This is a genomic window from Roseburia sp. 499, from assembly GCF_001940225.2.
Lineage (GTDB): Bacteria > Bacillota > Clostridia > Lachnospirales > Lachnospiraceae > Petralouisia.
Genome location: NZ_CP135164.1, coordinates 2,453,831 through 2,470,810, shown reverse-complemented (window position 1 = coordinate 2,470,810; position 16,980 = coordinate 2,453,831). Strand labels below are relative to the sequence as shown.

15 protein-coding genes and 1 riboswitch are annotated in these 16,980 nt (G+C 39.3%); of the genes, 12 read left to right on the top strand and 3 right to left on the bottom strand.

All coding sequences use genetic code 11. The annotated features are described in order from the left end of the window. Positions 1–109 precede the first annotated feature (109 nt). From abc-f to BIV20_RS12145, 6 genes are all read left to right on the top strand, one after another. Positions 110–1,639, top strand: coding sequence for a ribosomal protection-like ABC-F family protein (gene abc-f / locus BIV20_RS12170; RefSeq protein ID WP_075720969.1), 1,530 nt, complete (start codon positions 110–112; stop codon positions 1,637–1,639). A 25-nt stretch (positions 1,640–1,664) separates the two neighbouring features. Next, complete coding sequence (gene hflX / locus BIV20_RS12165; protein WP_075720968.1) at positions 1,665–2,957, top strand: GTPase HflX; 1,293 nt, start codon at positions 1,665–1,667, stop codon at positions 2,955–2,957. 145 nt (positions 2,958–3,102) lie between these two features. Next, complete coding sequence (locus BIV20_RS12160) at positions 3,103–5,466, top strand: ribonucleoside triphosphate reductase (protein ID WP_075720967.1); 2,364 nt, start codon at positions 3,103–3,105, stop codon at positions 5,464–5,466. Positions 5,467–5,471: 5 nt separating this feature from the next. Further along, the gene (locus tag BIV20_RS12155) at positions 5,472–5,633 is read left to right on the top strand and encodes a hypothetical protein (protein ID WP_158024931.1); all 162 of its coding nucleotides are present in this window, start codon (positions 5,472–5,474) and stop codon (positions 5,631–5,633) included. A gap of 17 nt (positions 5,634–5,650) precedes the next feature. After that, positions 5,651–6,550, top strand: coding sequence for an ABC transporter ATP-binding protein (locus BIV20_RS12150; protein WP_075720966.1), 900 nt, complete (start codon positions 5,651–5,653; stop codon positions 6,548–6,550). Further along, on the top strand, positions 6,525–8,444 hold the full coding sequence (locus BIV20_RS12145) for a hypothetical protein (protein WP_075720965.1): 1,920 nt from the start codon (positions 6,525–6,527) through the stop codon (positions 8,442–8,444). Before BIV20_RS12150 ends, BIV20_RS12145 begins: the two co-directional genes overlap by 26 nt. A 55-nt stretch (positions 8,445–8,499) precedes the next feature. Here the strand turns inward: BIV20_RS12145 and BIV20_RS12140 are convergent, their stop codons facing one another. Continuing rightward, positions 8,500–9,372: a DegV family protein gene (locus tag BIV20_RS12140; RefSeq protein ID WP_075720964.1), complete on the bottom strand. Its 873-nt coding sequence runs from the start codon at positions 9,370–9,372 to the stop codon at positions 8,500–8,502. Positions 9,373–9,433: 61 nt separating this feature from the next. Next, positions 9,434–10,402 (bottom strand): beta-ketoacyl-ACP synthase III, encoded by a 969-nt coding sequence (locus tag BIV20_RS12135; RefSeq protein ID WP_075720963.1) that lies wholly within the window; start codon positions 10,400–10,402, stop codon positions 9,434–9,436. A 757-nt stretch (positions 10,403–11,159) separates the two neighbouring features. Here BIV20_RS12135 and BIV20_RS12130 point away from each other — a divergent pair. Further along, positions 11,160–11,918, top strand: a complete 759-nt coding sequence (locus BIV20_RS12130; RefSeq protein ID WP_075720962.1) for an N-acetylmuramoyl-L-alanine amidase — start codon at positions 11,160–11,162, stop codon at positions 11,916–11,918. Between the two features lie 211 nt (positions 11,919–12,129). Beyond that, a complete protein-coding gene (locus BIV20_RS12125) occupies positions 12,130–12,960 on the top strand; it encodes a MinD/ParA family ATP-binding protein (protein WP_075720961.1) in 831 nt (276 codons plus the stop codon). Here BIV20_RS12125 and BIV20_RS12120 read toward each other — a convergent pair. Further along, positions 12,957–13,478: a peptidylprolyl isomerase gene (locus BIV20_RS12120; protein ID WP_075720960.1), complete on the bottom strand. Its 522-nt coding sequence runs from the start codon at positions 13,476–13,478 to the stop codon at positions 12,957–12,959. The genes BIV20_RS12125 and BIV20_RS12120 overlap by 4 nt on opposite strands. 182 nt (positions 13,479–13,660) lie before the next feature. On the opposite strand from BIV20_RS12120, the gene BIV20_RS12115 reads away from it, so the two are divergent. The 4 genes from BIV20_RS12115 (at position 13,661) to dapB (ending at position 16,970) form a co-directional block, all read left to right on the top strand. Continuing rightward, positions 13,661–14,287 (top strand): single-stranded DNA-binding protein, encoded by a 627-nt coding sequence (locus BIV20_RS12115; protein ID WP_075720959.1) that lies wholly within the window; start codon positions 13,661–13,663, stop codon positions 14,285–14,287. 132 nt (positions 14,288–14,419) lie between these two features. Continuing rightward, complete coding sequence (locus BIV20_RS12110) at positions 14,420–14,905, top strand: cob(I)yrinic acid a,c-diamide adenosyltransferase (protein ID WP_075721076.1); 486 nt, start codon at positions 14,420–14,422, stop codon at positions 14,903–14,905. Positions 14,906–14,959: 54 nt separating this feature from the next. Continuing rightward, positions 14,960–15,141, top strand: a riboswitch (Lysine riboswitch). Positions 15,142–15,243: 102 nt separating this feature from the next. Next, positions 15,244–16,125: a 4-hydroxy-tetrahydrodipicolinate synthase gene (gene dapA / locus BIV20_RS12105; RefSeq protein WP_075720957.1), complete on the top strand. Its 882-nt coding sequence runs from the start codon at positions 15,244–15,246 to the stop codon at positions 16,123–16,125. An 83-nt stretch (positions 16,126–16,208) separates the two neighbouring features. Continuing rightward, positions 16,209–16,970, top strand: a complete 762-nt coding sequence (gene dapB / locus BIV20_RS12100) for a 4-hydroxy-tetrahydrodipicolinate reductase (RefSeq protein ID WP_075720956.1) — start codon at positions 16,209–16,211, stop codon at positions 16,968–16,970. Positions 16,971–16,980: the final 10 nt, after the last annotated feature.

Below are 16,980 nucleotides of genomic sequence, written 5' to 3'. Positions count from 1 at the left end.
CCTCGCGGAGATGAAGATAGTCGTAAACGACACCGCTCGGGTGCGACGAATTTCGCAAGCGAAAAATACCTGTTTATGGGGCAGCCATCTACGAGAAGGAGTGATGGATATGTCCAGAATAGATGTAAGTAATTTAACGTTTTATTATGAAGGAAGTTATGAAAATATTTTTGAAAATGCGTCTTTCCAGATTGATACAGATTGGAAACTGGGATTTATCGGGAGAAACGGAAGAGGAAAGACTACATTTTTAAATTTACTTTTGGGAAAATATGAGTATACGGGAACAATTTCAAAGAGTGTAGAATTTGATTATTTTCCTTACGAAGTAAAAGATAAGACAAGGCAGACCATTGAAATTGTGGAGGAGATTTATCCCCAATATGAATTTTGGGAGTTATGTCGGGAATGGTCTTATTTGAAAGGAACAGATGATGTGTGGTTTCGCCCTTTTGACACGTTGAGTCATGGAGAGCAGACAAAGGTACTTTTGGTAGTATTGTTTTTAAAAGAAAATCATTTTCTGCTGATTGATGAATCCACCAATCATTTGGATATGGAGACACGTCAGGTGGTTTGCGATTACCTGAAAAGAAAAAAAGGATTTATTCTGGTGTCTCATGACCGAACATTTTTGGATGGATGCATCGACCATGTGCTTTCCATTAACAAAAATAATATTGAGGTAGTAGCCGGTAATTTTTCCAGCTGGTGGGAAAATAAACAGCGACAGGATGCATTTGAACTGGCAGAAAACGAAAAACTGAAAAAAGATATCAGACGTCTTACAGCAGCGGCACGTCAGGCGGAAAACTGGGCAGATAATGTAGAATCCACCAAGATTGGAAAGAAGTCTTTTAAGTATGAAAAATGTATTGATACCAGAGCCTATGTAGGAGAAAAGTCCAGAAGAATGCAGAGCCGCCGTAAGAATCTGGAGCGACGTAGGGAAGCAGAGATTGAAGAAAAGTCGAAGCTATTGAAAAATATCGAATCTCAGGAAGAGATTCGCTTGGTGCAGGCAAAGCATCACAAGGAATTATTGGTAGAAGCAAAGGATTTGACATTACGTTATGGCGAAAAAGAGGTCTGCAGTGGAATATCCTTTGAACTGCATCAGGGAGACTGCCTGGTATTAGAAGGGCATAATGGGTGTGGAAAATCATCTGTAATTCGTGCTATCCTTAAGGTAACGGAAACCGCACAGGAAAAACAAACGTCAGAGAGTTTGGAAAGACTGCAAATGGATGGAAAATTAGAATTGGCAAGTGGGTTAAAGATTTCTTACGTTTCTCAGGATACTTCGTATTTACAGGGAAAATTGCAGGATTATATTATTCAGGAAAAAATAGACGAGACATTGTTTAAACAGTTTTTGCGAAAAATGGATTTTGCAAGAAGTCATTTTGAAAAGCGGATGGAGGAATTTTCCGAAGGGCAGAAGAAGAAGGTACTTCTGGCAAGAAGTCTTTGCGACCAGGCACATGTGTATATCTGGGACGAGCCGCTTAATTTTATTGATATTTTTTCCAGAATGCAGTTAGAAGAACTGATTTTGAAATATCGCCCAACGATGATTCTGGTAGAACATGATAGGACATTTGTGGAACGGGTAGGAACAAAGATAATAAAAATGTAAAGATGTTGCAGAAAGGCGGAATGTAATGAAAGAACCATTTAAAATAGAAGAGGTAGAGGAAAAAGTTATATTGGTAGGAGTCAGCCTGAGTGATGGTGATGATGCGGAGGATTCCTTATTGGAACTTGCAGAGTTAGTAAAAACGGCAGGAGCAGAGGTGGTAGGAACCGCCATCCAAAGCAGAGATTCCATCCATCCGGGAACTTATGTGGGGAAAGGAAAACTTCAGGAAATTCGGCAGATGATAATAGAATTCGGAGCTACCGGAATCGTATGTGATGATGAATTATCCCCGGCACAGATAAGAAATATGGAAGATGAATTAGACACCAAGGTTATGGACCGTACCTTGATTATTTTGGATATTTTTGCAGCCCGTGCATCCACTAGTGAGGGTAAAATTCAGGTAGAATTGGCACAATTAAAATATCGACTCAGCAGATTGACGGGATTGGGAATTTCCCTGTCCCGACTGGGTGGCGGAATTGGAACAAGAGGACCGGGAGAAAAGAAGCTGGAGATGGACCGACGTTTGATAAAGAACCGGATTGCACAGTTGAATCGGGAACTGGAAGAAGTACGAAAGCACAGAGAGGTTACGAGAGGGCAGCGTAGCCGCAATCAGACAAAGGTAGCTGCTATTGTAGGATATACCAATGCAGGGAAGTCTACGCTTTTAAATACCATGACAAATGCTCAGGTGTTAGAAGAGGATAAGTTGTTTGCAACTTTGGATCCTACTACAAGAAATTTAAAGCTGGATAGTGGTCAGGAAATATTACTGACAGATACCGTTGGATTTATACGAAAGCTGCCACACCATTTGGTAGAAGCCTTTCGAAGTACCTTGGAGGAAGCAAAGTATGCAGACATGATTATTCATGTGGTAGATGCATCGAATCCGCAAAAGGAAAAACAGATGCATATTGTATACGAGACCCTGGATATGCTGGGAGTAAAGGACAAGAAGATTGTTACATTGTTCAATAAGTTGGATAAGGTAGAGGAGAATGAGATTCTTCATGATTTTAAAGCAGATAAGACACTGAAGATTTCTGCAAAAAGTGGAGAAGGACTTACACAGTTTAAAGAGGTTTTGGAGGAGATTCTTCGAGAGGATAAAAAGCTTCTGGAAGGAATTTTCCCTTATAATCAGGGAGGTCAGCTTACAGTTATTCGAAAATATGGGGAACTTTTGGAAGAAGAGTATCGAGAGAATGGAATTTATGTGAAAGCTTTTGTTCCGATAGAAATTTATTCGAATTTAGAGAATAGTATGAATTATTCGGAAAATATTCACAGTACAGAAAATAGTTAAAATTGTAACGACACTATATATAGTTGTATTAATAAAAGTACAAAGGCATATATAGTGTCGTTTGGTTGACGGGGTATATGATATCTGCTACAATAAAAACATTAGTGGCGTGCGGTTTTTAAGGAGAAAGAAAGGGTGGAGAAGCATGATTTATGTGGTAAAGCGTGATGGACAGATTGCAGATTTTGATTTGAAAAAAATTACAGCTGCAATCGGAAAGGCATTTGAGGCAACGCAGAAAGAATATACAGAGGATATTCTGAATCTGTTGTCTCTGCGAGTTACTGCAAAATTTCAGGATAAGATTGAAAAGAGAGAAATTCATGTAGAAGATATTCAGGATAGTGTGGAGGCGGTTTTGGAGCAGGCAGGCTATACGGAGGTTGCCAAGGCTTATATTTTGTATCGGAAGCAGCGGGAAAAGATGCGTAATATCAAATCGACAATTCTGGATTATAAAGATATCGTAAACAGTTATGTTAAGGTAGAAGACTGGCGCGTAAAGGAGAATTCTACCGTGACTTATTCGGTGGGAGGGTTGATTTTAAGTAATTCCGGTGCAGTGACAGCTAATTACTGGCTGTCAGAGATATATGATGAGGAGATTGCGGAAGCGCACAGGAATGCGGATATTCATATTCATGATTTATCCATGTTGACCGGATATTGTGCCGGATGGTCTTTGAAACAGTTGATACAGGAAGGATTAGGTGGTATTTCCGGTAAGATTACTTCTGCTCCGGCAAAGCATTTGTCGGTATTGTGCAATCAAATGGTAAATTTCTTAGGAATCATGCAAAATGAATGGGCCGGAGCACAGGCATTTTCTTCTTTTGATACTTATTTGTCACCCTTTGTCAAGGCGGATAATCTAGAGTATGCACAGGTGAAAAAGTGTATTGAATCTTTTATTTATGGTGTAAATACACCAAGCCGTTGGGGAACGCAGGCACCATTTTCCAATATTACCTTAGATTGGACGGTTCCGAATGATTTGGCAGAACTTCCGGCAATTGTTGGCGGAAAAGAAATGGACTTTAAATATAAAGACTGCAAGAAAGAAATGGATATGGTGAATAAGGCATTTCTGGAAGTTATGATTGAAGGAGACGCCAATGGAAGAGGATTTCAGTACCCTATTCCGACTTATTCTATTACCCGTGATTTTGATTGGTCTGATACAGAGAATAATTGTCTGCTATTTGAAATGACATCAAAGTACGGAACACCATATTTTTCTAATTATATTAACAGTGATATGGAGCCGAGTGATGTACGTTCCATGTGTTGTCGTTTGCGTTTGGATTTGAGGGAACTAAGGAAGAAATCCGGTGGGTTCTTCGGTTCAGGCGAAAGCACCGGTTCTGTGGGAGTTGTTACCATCAATATGCCAAGAATTGCATACCTGGCAAAGGATGAGGAAGATTTTTATAAGCGCCTTGACCGAATGATGGATATTTCCGCCCGTTCTTTGAAGACGAAGCGTGGAGTGATTACGAAACTATTGGACGAAGGTTTGTATCCATATACTAAGAGATACTTAGGAACCTTTGATAATCATTTTTCTACTATTGGTCTCATTGGAATGAACGAGGTTGGATTGAATGCAAAATGGTTAAAAGCAGATTTAACAAGTGAGAAAACACAGCAATTTACAAAAGATGTGCTGAATCATATGAGGGAACGTTTGTCAGACTATCAGGAAGAGTATGGAGATTTGTATAATCTGGAAGCAACTCCGGCGGAATCTACAACTTACCGTTTGGCAAAGCATGATAAGGAAAAATATCCGGATATTATCACTGCAGGCAAAGAGAAAGATACACCATATTACACCAATAGTTCTCATTTACCGGTAGATTATACGGAAGATATTTTTGATGCGTTGGATATTCAAGATGAACTTCAGACACTGTATACGTCCGGTACGGTATTTCATGCGTTTTTAGGAGAAAAGCTTCCAAATTGGAAATCTGCGGCAAACTTGGTGCGTAAAATCGCGGAGAACTACAAGTTGCCCTATTACACGTTGTCACCGACTTATTCCATTTGTAAAAAGCATGGTTACATTGTAGGAGAGCATTTTACCTGTCCGACTTGCGGAGAAAAGGCGGAGGTATACAGTCGTATTACCGGATATTATCGTCCGGTGCAGAATTGGAATGACGGAAAGTTGCAGGAATACAAGAACCGAAGAAATTACGATATGGAACGTTCCAGTTTAAAGAGAGTTCCGGCAAATATAGTTACTATTTCCAAGGATGAGGTAAAGGTAGAACAACAGGAAAGTATAAAATACTTATTTACTACCAAAACCTGTCCGAACTGTGCGATTGCAAAGGAAATGTTATCTAAGGAGCAGTATGTATTGATAGATGCAGAGGAAAATGCAGAACTTGCACAGAAGTATGGGGTAATGCAGGCACCTACTCTTGTAGTAATATCCGGGGATAAGACACAAAAATATGTCAATGCCTCTAATATACAAAAATATGTGAATATGGGATGAAGAGAATGAAGAAAAGATATGTGGTAGTGGCAGGCTATGGAGCGGCAATTGCCGGAACTATTTTATATATGGTGACAGGTGAGACAACAGGTGTAGTAATGGGAGGAATTTTCCTCTGTGTGACCAGTTTATATAAAATTGTACTAGACAAAAAAGAGGGTAAATGAAAAGGGAACGAAAATAGATGATAAAAGTAAATGGGTTATGTAAAAAATTTGATGATTGTTGCGCATTGAATAATGCAAACATGCATGTTCCAAAAGGCGCGATATATGGTTTGGTAGGACCGAACGGAGCAGGAAAATCTACATTGATACGTCATATCACCGGAGTTTATAGACCGGATGCAGGGACAGTAGAGATTGCAGGAGAACCTGTATTTGAAAATCCCGGAGTGAAGAGCAGGATGGCCTATATACCGGACGAATTGTTTTACTTTTTACAGGCTGACACCTTAGAAATGAAGCGATTTTATGCAGGGATATATCCGAGTTTTAACGAAAAGTTATTTGAAAAATTGCGGGATTTTTTTCCGAACATTGATGTAAAACGGCATATACGGAAATTGTCAAAAGGAATGCAAAAGCAGGTGGCGTTTTGGTTAGCGTTATGTACAAGTCCGGATTTGTTGGTATTAGATGAGCCGGTAGACGGATTAGATCCGGTGATGCGCCGACAGATGTGGAGTCTGATTTTATCAGAGGTATCTTCAAGAGAAACCACGGTACTTATTTCTTCACATAATCTTAGGGAATTGGAAGATGTATGTGACCATGTAGGAATTATGAATCAGGGTAAGGTTATGCTGGAACGTTCTCTTTGTGAGTTGCAAGGAAATGTGTCGAAGATTCAGTTGGCATTTGAACAGGGAATGCCTGTATTGCCGGAGAAGTTTGAAGTGATGCACATGAGTAATACGGGAAGAGTGTATACCTTGATTGTAAAAGGAAATCCGGAACAGGCGAGAGCAGAATTGGAAAAATTCAATCCGCTATTTATGGATGTACTTCCATTGACATTGGAGGAAATTTTTATATATGAAATGGGAGGTGCTGATTATGCGGTCAAAGATATCCTTTTTTAATCGGACCATATTTCGGAAAAATATAACCCATTTTTGGCCAATTTGGGTAGTGTACAGTATATTGTGTATCTGGAGTATGCCGGTATATTCCTATTTTAATCTGAATGGCTATGATATCCAAGGGTTGACAGAATCGGAGCAAACATATGTAAAGGTGTTACAGGCATTAGAGGGAATAAATTTTTCTATGAATGCATGGGTAATATTTATTTTTGCTATTGTCAGTGCAGTGGCTGTGTTTTCTTATCTGTATACTAGTAAAAGTGTAAATATGATTCATGCGTTACCTGTGCGACGGGAAGAGTTATTTGTGACAAACTATTTATCCGGAATTTTATTTATGATTGTTCCCCAACTTATTTCGTTTTTACTGACGGTATTTGTATGGTTTGGTAATGGGATTACGCATTTGGAATATCTGCTGCAGTGGCTTGGGATTGTAACGGGAGAGACATTTTTCGCATACAGTCTTGGTGTTTTTTGTATAATGCTTACCGGAAATATTGTAGCAGCGCCAGCATATTTTGTGATATTTAATTTTCTATATAAGGGAATCTGGAGTGTTTGGAATATCGTGCGTCAGGCATTGGTTTATGGATTCTCAGGAAATGCGGAAATTGTGTATGGCGCAGGAATGGTTCCGGTGGATTATTTTCTAAAAAATGTAAAAGTGGTTTACCCGGAAGGGACAGAACTTACATTGCCTGTAATAGAAGGGATGGGATGTCTCAAATGGTATATTCTGGCAGGAATCGTGTTTTCAGTGGTGGCAATGGTGGTATATGGTCAACGACAGCTGGAATGTGCAAGTGACATGGTGGCTATTCCATGGGTAAAGCCGGTGGCTCGGTGGTTGGGTGCTGTGTTATGTGCCGGTCTGGCAGGTGAATTGGTACAGACTACATTTTTTGCGGAAAAGGTACTTATGGGCGAAGCATTTCCGGTACTGTTGGTATGTTGGATGGTAGTAGGTATCATCTCCTTCTTCGGAATTGAAATGATTATGGAAAAACAGTTTATGATGTTTCGTAAGGGACTTCTGGTGCAGGGTGGAATTTTTCTGGGATTAATCATTCTGTTTCTTGGAAGTATGGAAATGAATCTGTTTCATCTGGAAGAGAAAGTACCCAAGGCAGAGAATGTGGCCGAAGTCTATGTACAAGGAAGTTATGAGCGTTATCTCACGGGTCAGGAGCGAATTCAGGAAAATATTGAGCTTCAGAAGCAGATTATAGCTTCGCGGGATGAGTACCAACAGTATTTTAAGAAATACTATGGAAAAGAAGAATGTAATTATTTAATTCTTACTATGACATATGTGATGAAAAACGGGAAAAAGCAGGAGTGGAGTTATAATCTTCCATTGGATGAATATTATCTGAAGGAAGAAGGGGCAGCAGTAAAAGAATTGTTGGAACAGGAGTCTAATCCGGAAGACTATATGACCTATTATTTCACGGAGCAGTACAGTAATATTGAACTCCAAAATGGAAGTTGTATCGATTGGGTAGATGCGAATTATAATTTTCAAAGTATAGATATTTCCAGAGAGAATGCACAGAAGCTGATAGAAGCAGTTAAGCAGGATATTGCGTCCGGTAATTACCGTATTTATCCTTATGGGGCAAAGGAACGAAGCAAGAATACATATGTTAATACATTGACTATTTGTTATATTCCGCCAAAGGGAGCGCATCTCCTGCAATACGGTATGGATTTTTCGGAAAATATTTCAGACGGGAAGTATACAGAGTATAGTGGAATTATTTTGACAAAAGAATGTGAAAATACCATAGCGTTGTTAGAAGAGATGGGATACATCGATGAAGACCATAGGTTGATAACAGAAGAAGAGTTTGAAGCTTTTTATGAAGAGATGGAGTTTTATCAATAGTAAAAAGAGAAGAGATACGAAGTTGTACGTATCTCTTCTCTTTTTATAAAATAAGTTATCTTTCGTCACCCATAAAGAACAGCGTCACAGTTCCCACACCGGTATGGGCACCGATGGTAGGTCCAATGTAATTAATTAAGGATTTAGAAATGCCAAAACGTTTCTCCACTTCGGAAGCTAAGAATTGAGCATCTTCCAGAGCATCACTGTGACTGATGAAAACAATGTCATTTTTATCTCGGTAGCTGCCCATATGCTCATCCATATAGTCCAATAGCGCCATTAAGGACTTCTTGCGGCCACGACATTTAGAAACCGGAATCAGATGTCCTTCATCGTCTACATGGAGAATTGGTTTTAGGCTTATCATAGTTCCGACTACAGCAGCGGTCTTAGATACTCGTCCACCTCTGTAAAGATGATTTAAATCATCCACAGTGAAAACATGTACTAAATTTAATTTATGTTCTTCAATCCATTTTGCATTTTCTTCTAAAGACATTCCGTTTTTCTGATTTTCTAAAGCCTTGTGAACCAAAAGTCCTTCACCCATAGAAGCACACAGGGTATCGATGACAATTACCTTATGTGGTGCATTTTCTTCTTCCAACTCCTGAGCAGCCAGACGGCAACTGTTGTATGTACCGCTTAAGCCAGAGGAAAAGGCAAGATGCAAAATATCACAGTCGTGCTCGTCCATAAGCCGCTGAAATAAATTCTTGGCAGTGTCAGGATTTACCTGAGTTGTAGTAGGCAGAGCGCCTTCTTGCATAGCACGGTAAAAGTCCTTAACCGGAAGCTCATGGTCTCCGTCATAGGTTTCTCCGTTTAGAATATATGGCATATACAATAAAGGTAGCTTGTGTTCTTCAATATATTCCTTGGGAAGGTCTGTGGTATTATCTGTTGAAATGATATAGTTACTCATGTTATTCCTCCTGAATCGTGTTTGCTAAAAACAGTATACACGCTGAGGAGAAAAATAGCAATTACCATTTTAGTAAGGCAGCACCCCAGGTAAGGCCGGCACCAAATCCGGATAGGAAGAGGAGATCGCCTTCCTTTAAAACACCTTGCTGATTCAGTTCATCCATAAGAATTGGAATGCTGGCAGCAGAGGTATTGCCGCACTGATCTACATTGGATGGAAATTTGTCCATAGGAAGATTCAGTTTTTTGGCAATAGAGGTAAGAATACGGTAATTTGCCTGATGAAGAAGAAAATAATCTACATCATTTACGGTTAAGTTTGCTTTTTCAAGAAGTTGATTCAAGCACTCCGGTACTTTTCTTACGGCAAATTTGAAAACTTCTTGACCATTCATAAAAACATAATCAAAGTCTTTGGAAGTAGAAACATATGGATTATTGTTACTTCTGGCTTTGCATTCCAGTACGTCTGCATGGGTTCCGTCAGAACCTTGAAGGCATGCCAGCATACCGGTTTCGTCTGCCTTTGCGACCACTGCACCGGCACCGTCACCGAAAAGTACACAAGTAGAACGGTCAGACCAGTCGACAATCTTAGAAAGGGTCTCAACGCCGATGATAATAGCAGTTTTATAAATGCCACTGCGGAAGTAGGCATCTACGGTGTTTAAACCATAAAGAAATCCGGCGCAGGCGGCATTGATATCGAAAGAGACGGCATTGAATGCGCCAAGTTCTCTTTGTACCATGCAAGCGGTACTTGGGGTAATGTAATCGCTGGAAACAGTAGCAACCAGAATCACGTCAATATCTTCTGGTTTTAAGCCGGAATTCTTCAGTGCCCGTTTCGCGGCTTCAGTAGCCATATAGGTAGTATTTTCCTCCGGAGAGGACACCAGATGGCGTTGTTTTATTCCTGTACGTGTAGAAATCCATTCATCGCTGGTTTCTACCAGTTTTGCCATATCATCATTTGTTGCTGTTTTTTCTGGAAGATATCTTCCTGTACCAATAATTTTCAATCTCATATGTAATCCCATCCTAAAATAGTTTGATAATCAAAATAATTATATTCCTACTATAAATTAGCAGACAAAATTTGTCAATGGAAACTTACAGTTCAGCCTTTATTTATTTTAGATATCGATAAAAATATTTATGGGAAGTTAAATGCTTTTGGTTTCTGATTTTATTCAGATTTGAACGTGCAAAGCCGGACACACTTTCTAGCATGTCTAAATATTGCATTTGGAAGAATGATATTAATTTTCCTAATTCGAAACTTGGTTTTTCCTTTCATGCAACGGAACCTGAATACAAAAAATCCGATTTTCATATGTGGAACACTTTGTGTTCTTCTTACAGCAGCATAAAAGAATGAATGGGTATGCCAGAAAGATGTTTGAGGACAGAGGAACATTGTCTTGAATGTGTATCTGTCCGAGTTCTTTTGGCATACCCTTATCGAACATTCTTGTTGCTGCTGTCTAGAAGAACTAAAAGTGTGAATTCATATTAAAATTGGATTTTTTGTATCAGGTTCTTTGCAGAAGAAGGAAAAACCTCAGACAACGAACTTAGGAAAATACATTTCTTCCAAATGCAATATAGGACATGCACAAAAGTGCTTTAGGTTTGCCCTTGTCAAATCTGAAAGAAAATCAGAATTCAAAAGTTTGAAACTTCCCATAAATAATTTTTCGGTATATGTATAAATAAGGTCTGAACGGTAGGAACATTTATTTGGAAGAAGGCATATGATAAAAGAAAAAACACGGAGGAATTATGGAACCTACAATTATGATAGATAGTGGACATGGTGGAATGGATAATGGGGCTGTTTATATGGGAAGAAAGGAAAAGGATGATAATCTAAGGATTGGGCTTGCTGTAGGGGAACGATTGGAAAAGGCAGGATATCATGTGCTGTATACGAGAAATACAGATGTATATGATACTCCATTGCAAAAGGCCCAGAAAGCCAATAATGCAGGGGCAGATTATTTTTTCTCTTTTCATCGAAATTCCGGCGAGATTCCTAATACTTATAGTGGAGCACAAGCTTTGGTATATGCAGATAATACCAGAGCATATCAAATAGGGGAGAATATTATGGAACAGCTGATTCAGTTGGGATTTAAGGATTTAGGAGTGGAGGAACGACCGGGGTTGGTGGTACTTCGTAGGACTAATATGCCGGCAGTACTTTTGGAACTTGGTTTTATTAATAATGATGAGGATAATCGGATTTTTGACGAGCAGTTTGACCAAATGGCAGATGCGATTGTGCGGGGAATTGAACAATCTATACCGTTAGCACCTGTAAAAAAACAGTATGGGGTTCAAGTCGGATTATTCCGGTATCAGTCCAATGCAGAGTATCTCAAAGAAGAACTGGAGAATATTGGATATACTGTAGTTGTGCGGCGAGAAGAACCTTATTACGCAGTTGTTGTTGGGCGAGAAACGACCCTGGAGGATGCCACAAATCTTCAAAATCAATTGCGGCAGCAGGGATATGACACATTAGTGGTAAGTATGTAGTAGAACTCTAAAATTTTTATAAAATGTAAGAATAATATTTACATTTATGAAGAAGTTAAGTATAATAAGAACATCTTTTTTGTACCTATCTTCACGAAATCTGTGATAAATCACTATAAGAATCAAGAACAAGAGAATAAGAGAACCCCTCTCAGATACCGTAACGACAGAAAAAATCTGTTTTGGAAGGAAACGAGAGGAGCGAAAGAACATGAAAATAGCTTTTTGGAGTGAACATGAAAATGCAGGAACCACCTTTAATATGGCTGCGGTTGCCTGTGCAACAGTTATGCTCTATCCCATATCTGTGGCTGTATTAGCCGGTGGATACGAGGACCGGGATTTGGAGAATCAGTTTCGTTTTGCGCAAAAAGAAGAGGACAACTGGAGAAAACAGAAATTTGTAGCAGAAGAAAATGAGTATTTTGTGGCAACGGGGCTAGACCTTTTGCTTCGCAAAAGTGGAACGGTGAAACTGACGGAAGACATATTGAAACAAAATATGAAACAAGTAGTGACAGAAAAATTATATTGTCTTCCTTGTGGAAAAAAGCAATATGCCAAATGGTGGGATAAAGAAGATTTGTTTCAAAAAATGGAGCAGATTGAGCAACAACTGGAAAATTGTTTTGATGTGGTATTTGTTGACTGCGGATGCCGAAGAGATGATTTTGCCAGAAGGATGTTGGAGCAGGCAGATGTTTGTGTGCTAAATATGCCTCAGGAACGAGAAACTATCGGAAATTATTATCGAAATCGTGTGAGGCTGCGAGGAAAAATATTTTTTCTGGTAGGAAATTATTTTGAAGAATCCGTCTATAATAGGGAGAATTTAGAAAAAATATACCGGATTGATGAAAAAAGTCTGGGAGCTATTCCGTATGATGTACATCTTCAGGCAGCAGGGCTGAACGGGAAGGCACAAGGATATGTAAAAAGCCAGCTGCAGCACAGATGTGGTCTGGAGTTTGAACAAGAACTCACAAGAACTACCCGGCTAATTATGCAGCTGGCAGGAATAGAATCTATAAAAGATTCTTAGCAGGTTTCAGGTTCCGGATAAGTCTCACCAAAAGTCTCAACAGTAACCTTTTTCATAACCTGTGGCTCCATAGGGCGGTCAGAATAATCAGTAGCGGTTTCAGCAATTTTGTTTACTACATCCATACCTTCTGTGATTTGACCGAAGGCAGCATATGCGCCGTCCAGATGAGGAGAGTTCTGATGCATGATGAAGAACTGGGAACCGGCAGAATCCGGTGCCATAGTTCTTGCCATGGAAAGAACGCCGGGAGTATGTTTTAATTCGTTTGTAAATCCATTCTGAGAAAATTCACCTTTGATACTATAGCCGGGACCACCCATGCCGGTACCATCCGGGCATCCGCCTTGAATCATAAATCCGCGGATGACACGATGAAAGATAAGGCCGTCGTAATAACCTTTATTAATCAGACTGATAAAATTATTTACAGTGTTCGGCGCAATCTGCGGATATAGTTCGGCTTTCATAATATCGCCATTTTCCATTTCAAATGTAACAATTGGATTTTGTGCCATAAGTAGGGACCTCTTTTCTATAATTTTATATCGTACCTTATTTTAGCCTAAAAACTGTATTTCGTAAAGTGCAAATACTATCGACACGAACTGCGAATATTTTTAAAACCCGGATGGTATCCTTTAGAAAAACTTATACTTCATCGATATGCCATCGATATACGAAAGGGGATTAATCATTCATGGCAGATAAAATTTTTGAAAACAATCAGGTAACAGTAATAGGAGAAATCATTTCAGACTTTCAGTACAGCCATCAAGTGTATGGGGAAGGGTTCTATATGATAGAGGTATCTGTAAATCGTCTTAGTAATTATGCAGATACCATACCGGTGATGATTTCGGAACGATTGATTGATACACAGCAATCCTATATTGGACAGTGTATTCGGGTGGACGGACAGTTTCGTTCTTACAATCGTCACGAAGAAAAGAAAAACCGTTTGGTACTGTCTGTCTTTGCCCGCGAGTTGGAATTTGTATCAGAGATTCCGGAGGGAGAGAAAAGCAATCAGATTTTTTTGGATGGGTATATCTGCAAACCGCCGATTTATCGAAAGACCCCATTGGGAAGAGAAATTGCAGATTTATTGATTGCGGTAAACCGATCTTATGGAAAATCTGATTACATACCTTGTATCTGTTGGGGAAGAAATGCACGTTTTGCCTCGGCCTTTGAGGTGGGCGGGCATGTACAGATCTATGGAAGGATTCAGAGCAGAGAATATGTGAAAAAACTCTCGGAAACGGAGGCAGAACACCGTATTGCTTATGAAATATCTGTAAGTAAAGTGGAATATTTGGAATAAATAGATTAATAATACTCGAATTTCCTTTGCACTTATTAATAAAAGTTGCATTTTATGAAGGAGTGTGGTATCTTAGAAAAATCTGGATGGCTTTTAGAAATCATGAGTTTCGAAAAGAAAGAGGAAAAAGGCATGTATGAGGAAAAGGTTACTGTTTATTGCGGTAATGGAAAAGGTAAGACAACAGCAGCTCTTGGATATGCAATACAGTGTGCAAGTCAGGGAAAGAGTGTAATTATTATTCAATTTTTAAAGGGAAAAAAAGAGGAGGAACTGGAATTCTTAAGAAGGTTGGAGCCAGAGATAAAATTATTTAGCTTTGCACGTTCCGAAAAGAATTTTGCAGAACTTTCCGAAGAAGAAAAACAAGAAGAGAGTATGAATATCCGAAATGGATTTAATTTTGCCAAGAAAGTTTTGGTGACAGGAGAATGTAATCTCTTGATTTTAGATGAGTTTTTGGGCTTGTTAGATAATCAGATGGTTTCTGAAGAAGAATTAGAAAGTCTGATGAATGCTAAGTCGGAAGACACAGAGATTATGTTTACCGGAAGAGTTATGAGTGATGTGCTTCGTAAGTATTCTGGTAAGATATATGAGATTCAAAGCGAAGAATAGGGAAATCTATTGACTTTGCAGAGTGAAAATGCTATATTAACTTTAAGTAAAATATTGTGAGATAGAGGTTGCGTGATTCATAAGTAGGTTATCGGATGTGGCAGGCACAGAAGAAGATAATGGAAAGGGAAGAACGCCGAAAGGACTGGTTTCCTGTTAGATTGGTTCTTGGGCATATGATGAAGAATCATATGACTGTCATCTTGTTATTAAACAGATGGGGCGCTATCAAGATTTGTTACAGAAAGCGGAAGTTATTCCGTAGTGTATTAGAATCTTTAAGCCGACTCAACAGTCGGCTTTTTTATGCGTAGCCTATTCATAAAGGAGGAAGGAAAATGGCACTTTTTAAGGGAGCCGGTGTTGCAATTATTACACCAATGAAGAAAAATCTGGAAGTAGATTATGAAAAGCTGGGAGCAATTATCGAAGACCAGATTCAGAATGGCACTGACAGTATTATTATTACCGGAACAACCGGAGAGGCATCAACCCTTACTGAGGAAGAGCATCTAGAGACTATCCGGGCAGCGGTATCCTTTGTAAAGAAGCGGATTCCGGTTATTGCAGGAACAGGTTCTAACTGTACTCGGACAGCAATTGACTTGTCAAAGGAGGCTCAGAAGGCTGGAGCAGACGGACTTTTGGTAGTAACACCTTATTATAATAAAGCAACGCAGAAGGGACTTATCAATCATTATACCCAGATTGCCGGTAATGTGGATATTCCAATTATTTTATATAATGTTCCAAGCAGAACCGGATGTAAGATTGCACCGGAAACGGCAGCAACTTTGGTAAAGGATGTAGAAAATATTGTGGGAATGAAGGATGCGGTTGGTGACATTTCTTATAGTTTAAAAGTAATGGAACTGACACAGGGAGATATTGACCTCTATTCCGGTGAAGATGGACAGGTAATTCCTTTGCTTGCATGCGGAGGTATTGGTGTTATTTCTGTATTGTCCAATGTTGCACCAAAGTTTACCCATGATATGGTCATGAATTACTTAAATGGAAATCGTGAAGAAGCATTGAAGATGCAGCTTAAGGCAATTCCATTAGTAGAGGCATTGTTCTGCGAGGTAAACCCAATTCCGGTAAAAGCAGCTATGAATCTGATGGGATGGGAAGTAGGTTCCTTACGTTCTCCATTGGGTGATATGGAGCCGGAAAATGTAGAGAGATTGAAAAAAGCAATGCAGGATTTTGGTATTTAATTGGCATAAAAAGTGATTACTTACAGAGCTGCCCGGAGTCCGGACAGCTCAAGTTGTACATAGGAGATTTAGGAGGAAACATGATGGTAAGAATGATAATGCACGGATGTAACGGAAAAATGGGACAGGTTATTACAGGAATCTGTAAAGAAGATGAGAATATTGAAATAGTAGCTGGAATTGATCCATATACCGGACTTGAGAACACCTATCCTGTATTTGCAAAAATCACAGAATGCGATGTAGAGGCGGATGTAATTGTTGATTTTGCAGCAGCACCGGCAGTAGATGATTTGTTGGCATACAGTGTGGAAAAACAGATTCCTGTAGTATTATGTACGACTGGAATGACAGAGGAGCAGTTAGCAAAAGTAGAAGAGACAAGTAAAAAGGTAGCAGTTTTAAAATCTGCAAATATGTCTTTGGGAATTAATATGCTTATGGACTTACTTCAGAAGGCTGCGAAGGTACTGGCACCGGCAGGATTCGATATGGAAATCGTAGAAAAGCATCATAATCAGAAGTTGGATGCACCAAGTGGAACAGCCCTTGCACTTGCCGATTCTATCAATGAAGCTTTGGACAATGCATATGATTATAAATATGATAGAAGTCAGGAAAGAAAAAAACGCGAGAAATATGAAATTGGTATTCAGGCAGTCAGAGGCGGAAACATTGTAGGAGAACATGAGGTGATTTTTGCCGGAACAGATGAAGTGATTGAATTCAAGCATACAGCATATTCTAAGGCTGTATTTGCAAAGGGAGCAGTAGAGGCAGCAAAGTTTTTAGCAGGAAAGCCGGCAGGAAGATATGAAATGAGCGATGTTATTGCAGCTCGTTAGTGTGGAGAAC

Bases quoted from the DNA above. Each gene is read 5' to 3' on its own strand.
- BIV20_RS12155 (WP_158024931.1), top strand. From the start codon at position 5,472: ATGAAGAAAAGATATGTGGTAGTGGCAGGCTATGGAGCGGCAATTGCC.
- dapB (WP_075720956.1), top strand. From the start codon at position 16,209: ATGGTAAGAATGATAATGCACGGATGTAACGGAAAAATGGGACAGGTT.
- hflX (WP_075720968.1), top strand. From the start codon at position 1,665: ATGAAAGAACCATTTAAAATAGAAGAGGTAGAGGAAAAAGTTATATTG.
- BIV20_RS12150 (WP_075720966.1), top strand. From the start codon at position 5,651: ATGATAAAAGTAAATGGGTTATGTAAAAAATTTGATGATTGTTGCGCA.
- BIV20_RS12145 (WP_075720965.1), top strand. From the start codon at position 6,525: ATGCGGTCAAAGATATCCTTTTTTAATCGGACCATATTTCGGAAAAAT.
- BIV20_RS12140 (WP_075720964.1), bottom strand. From the start codon at position 9,372: ATGAGTAACTATATCATTTCAACAGATAATACCACAGACCTTCCCAAG.
- BIV20_RS12110 (WP_075721076.1), top strand. From the start codon at position 14,420: ATGTATGAGGAAAAGGTTACTGTTTATTGCGGTAATGGAAAAGGTAAG.
- BIV20_RS12135 (WP_075720963.1), bottom strand. From the start codon at position 10,402: ATGAGATTGAAAATTATTGGTACAGGAAGATATCTTCCAGAAAAAACA.
- abc-f (WP_075720969.1), top strand. From the start codon at position 110: ATGTCCAGAATAGATGTAAGTAATTTAACGTTTTATTATGAAGGAAGT.
- dapA (WP_075720957.1), top strand. From the start codon at position 15,244: ATGGCACTTTTTAAGGGAGCCGGTGTTGCAATTATTACACCAATGAAG.
- BIV20_RS12125 (WP_075720961.1), top strand. From the start codon at position 12,130: ATGAAAATAGCTTTTTGGAGTGAACATGAAAATGCAGGAACCACCTTT.
- BIV20_RS12130 (WP_075720962.1), top strand. From the start codon at position 11,160: ATGGAACCTACAATTATGATAGATAGTGGACATGGTGGAATGGATAAT.
- BIV20_RS12115 (WP_075720959.1), top strand. From the start codon at position 13,661: ATGGCAGATAAAATTTTTGAAAACAATCAGGTAACAGTAATAGGAGAA.
- BIV20_RS12120 (WP_075720960.1), bottom strand. From the start codon at position 13,478: ATGGCACAAAATCCAATTGTTACATTTGAAATGGAAAATGGCGATATT.
- BIV20_RS12160 (WP_075720967.1), top strand. From the start codon at position 3,103: ATGATTTATGTGGTAAAGCGTGATGGACAGATTGCAGATTTTGATTTG.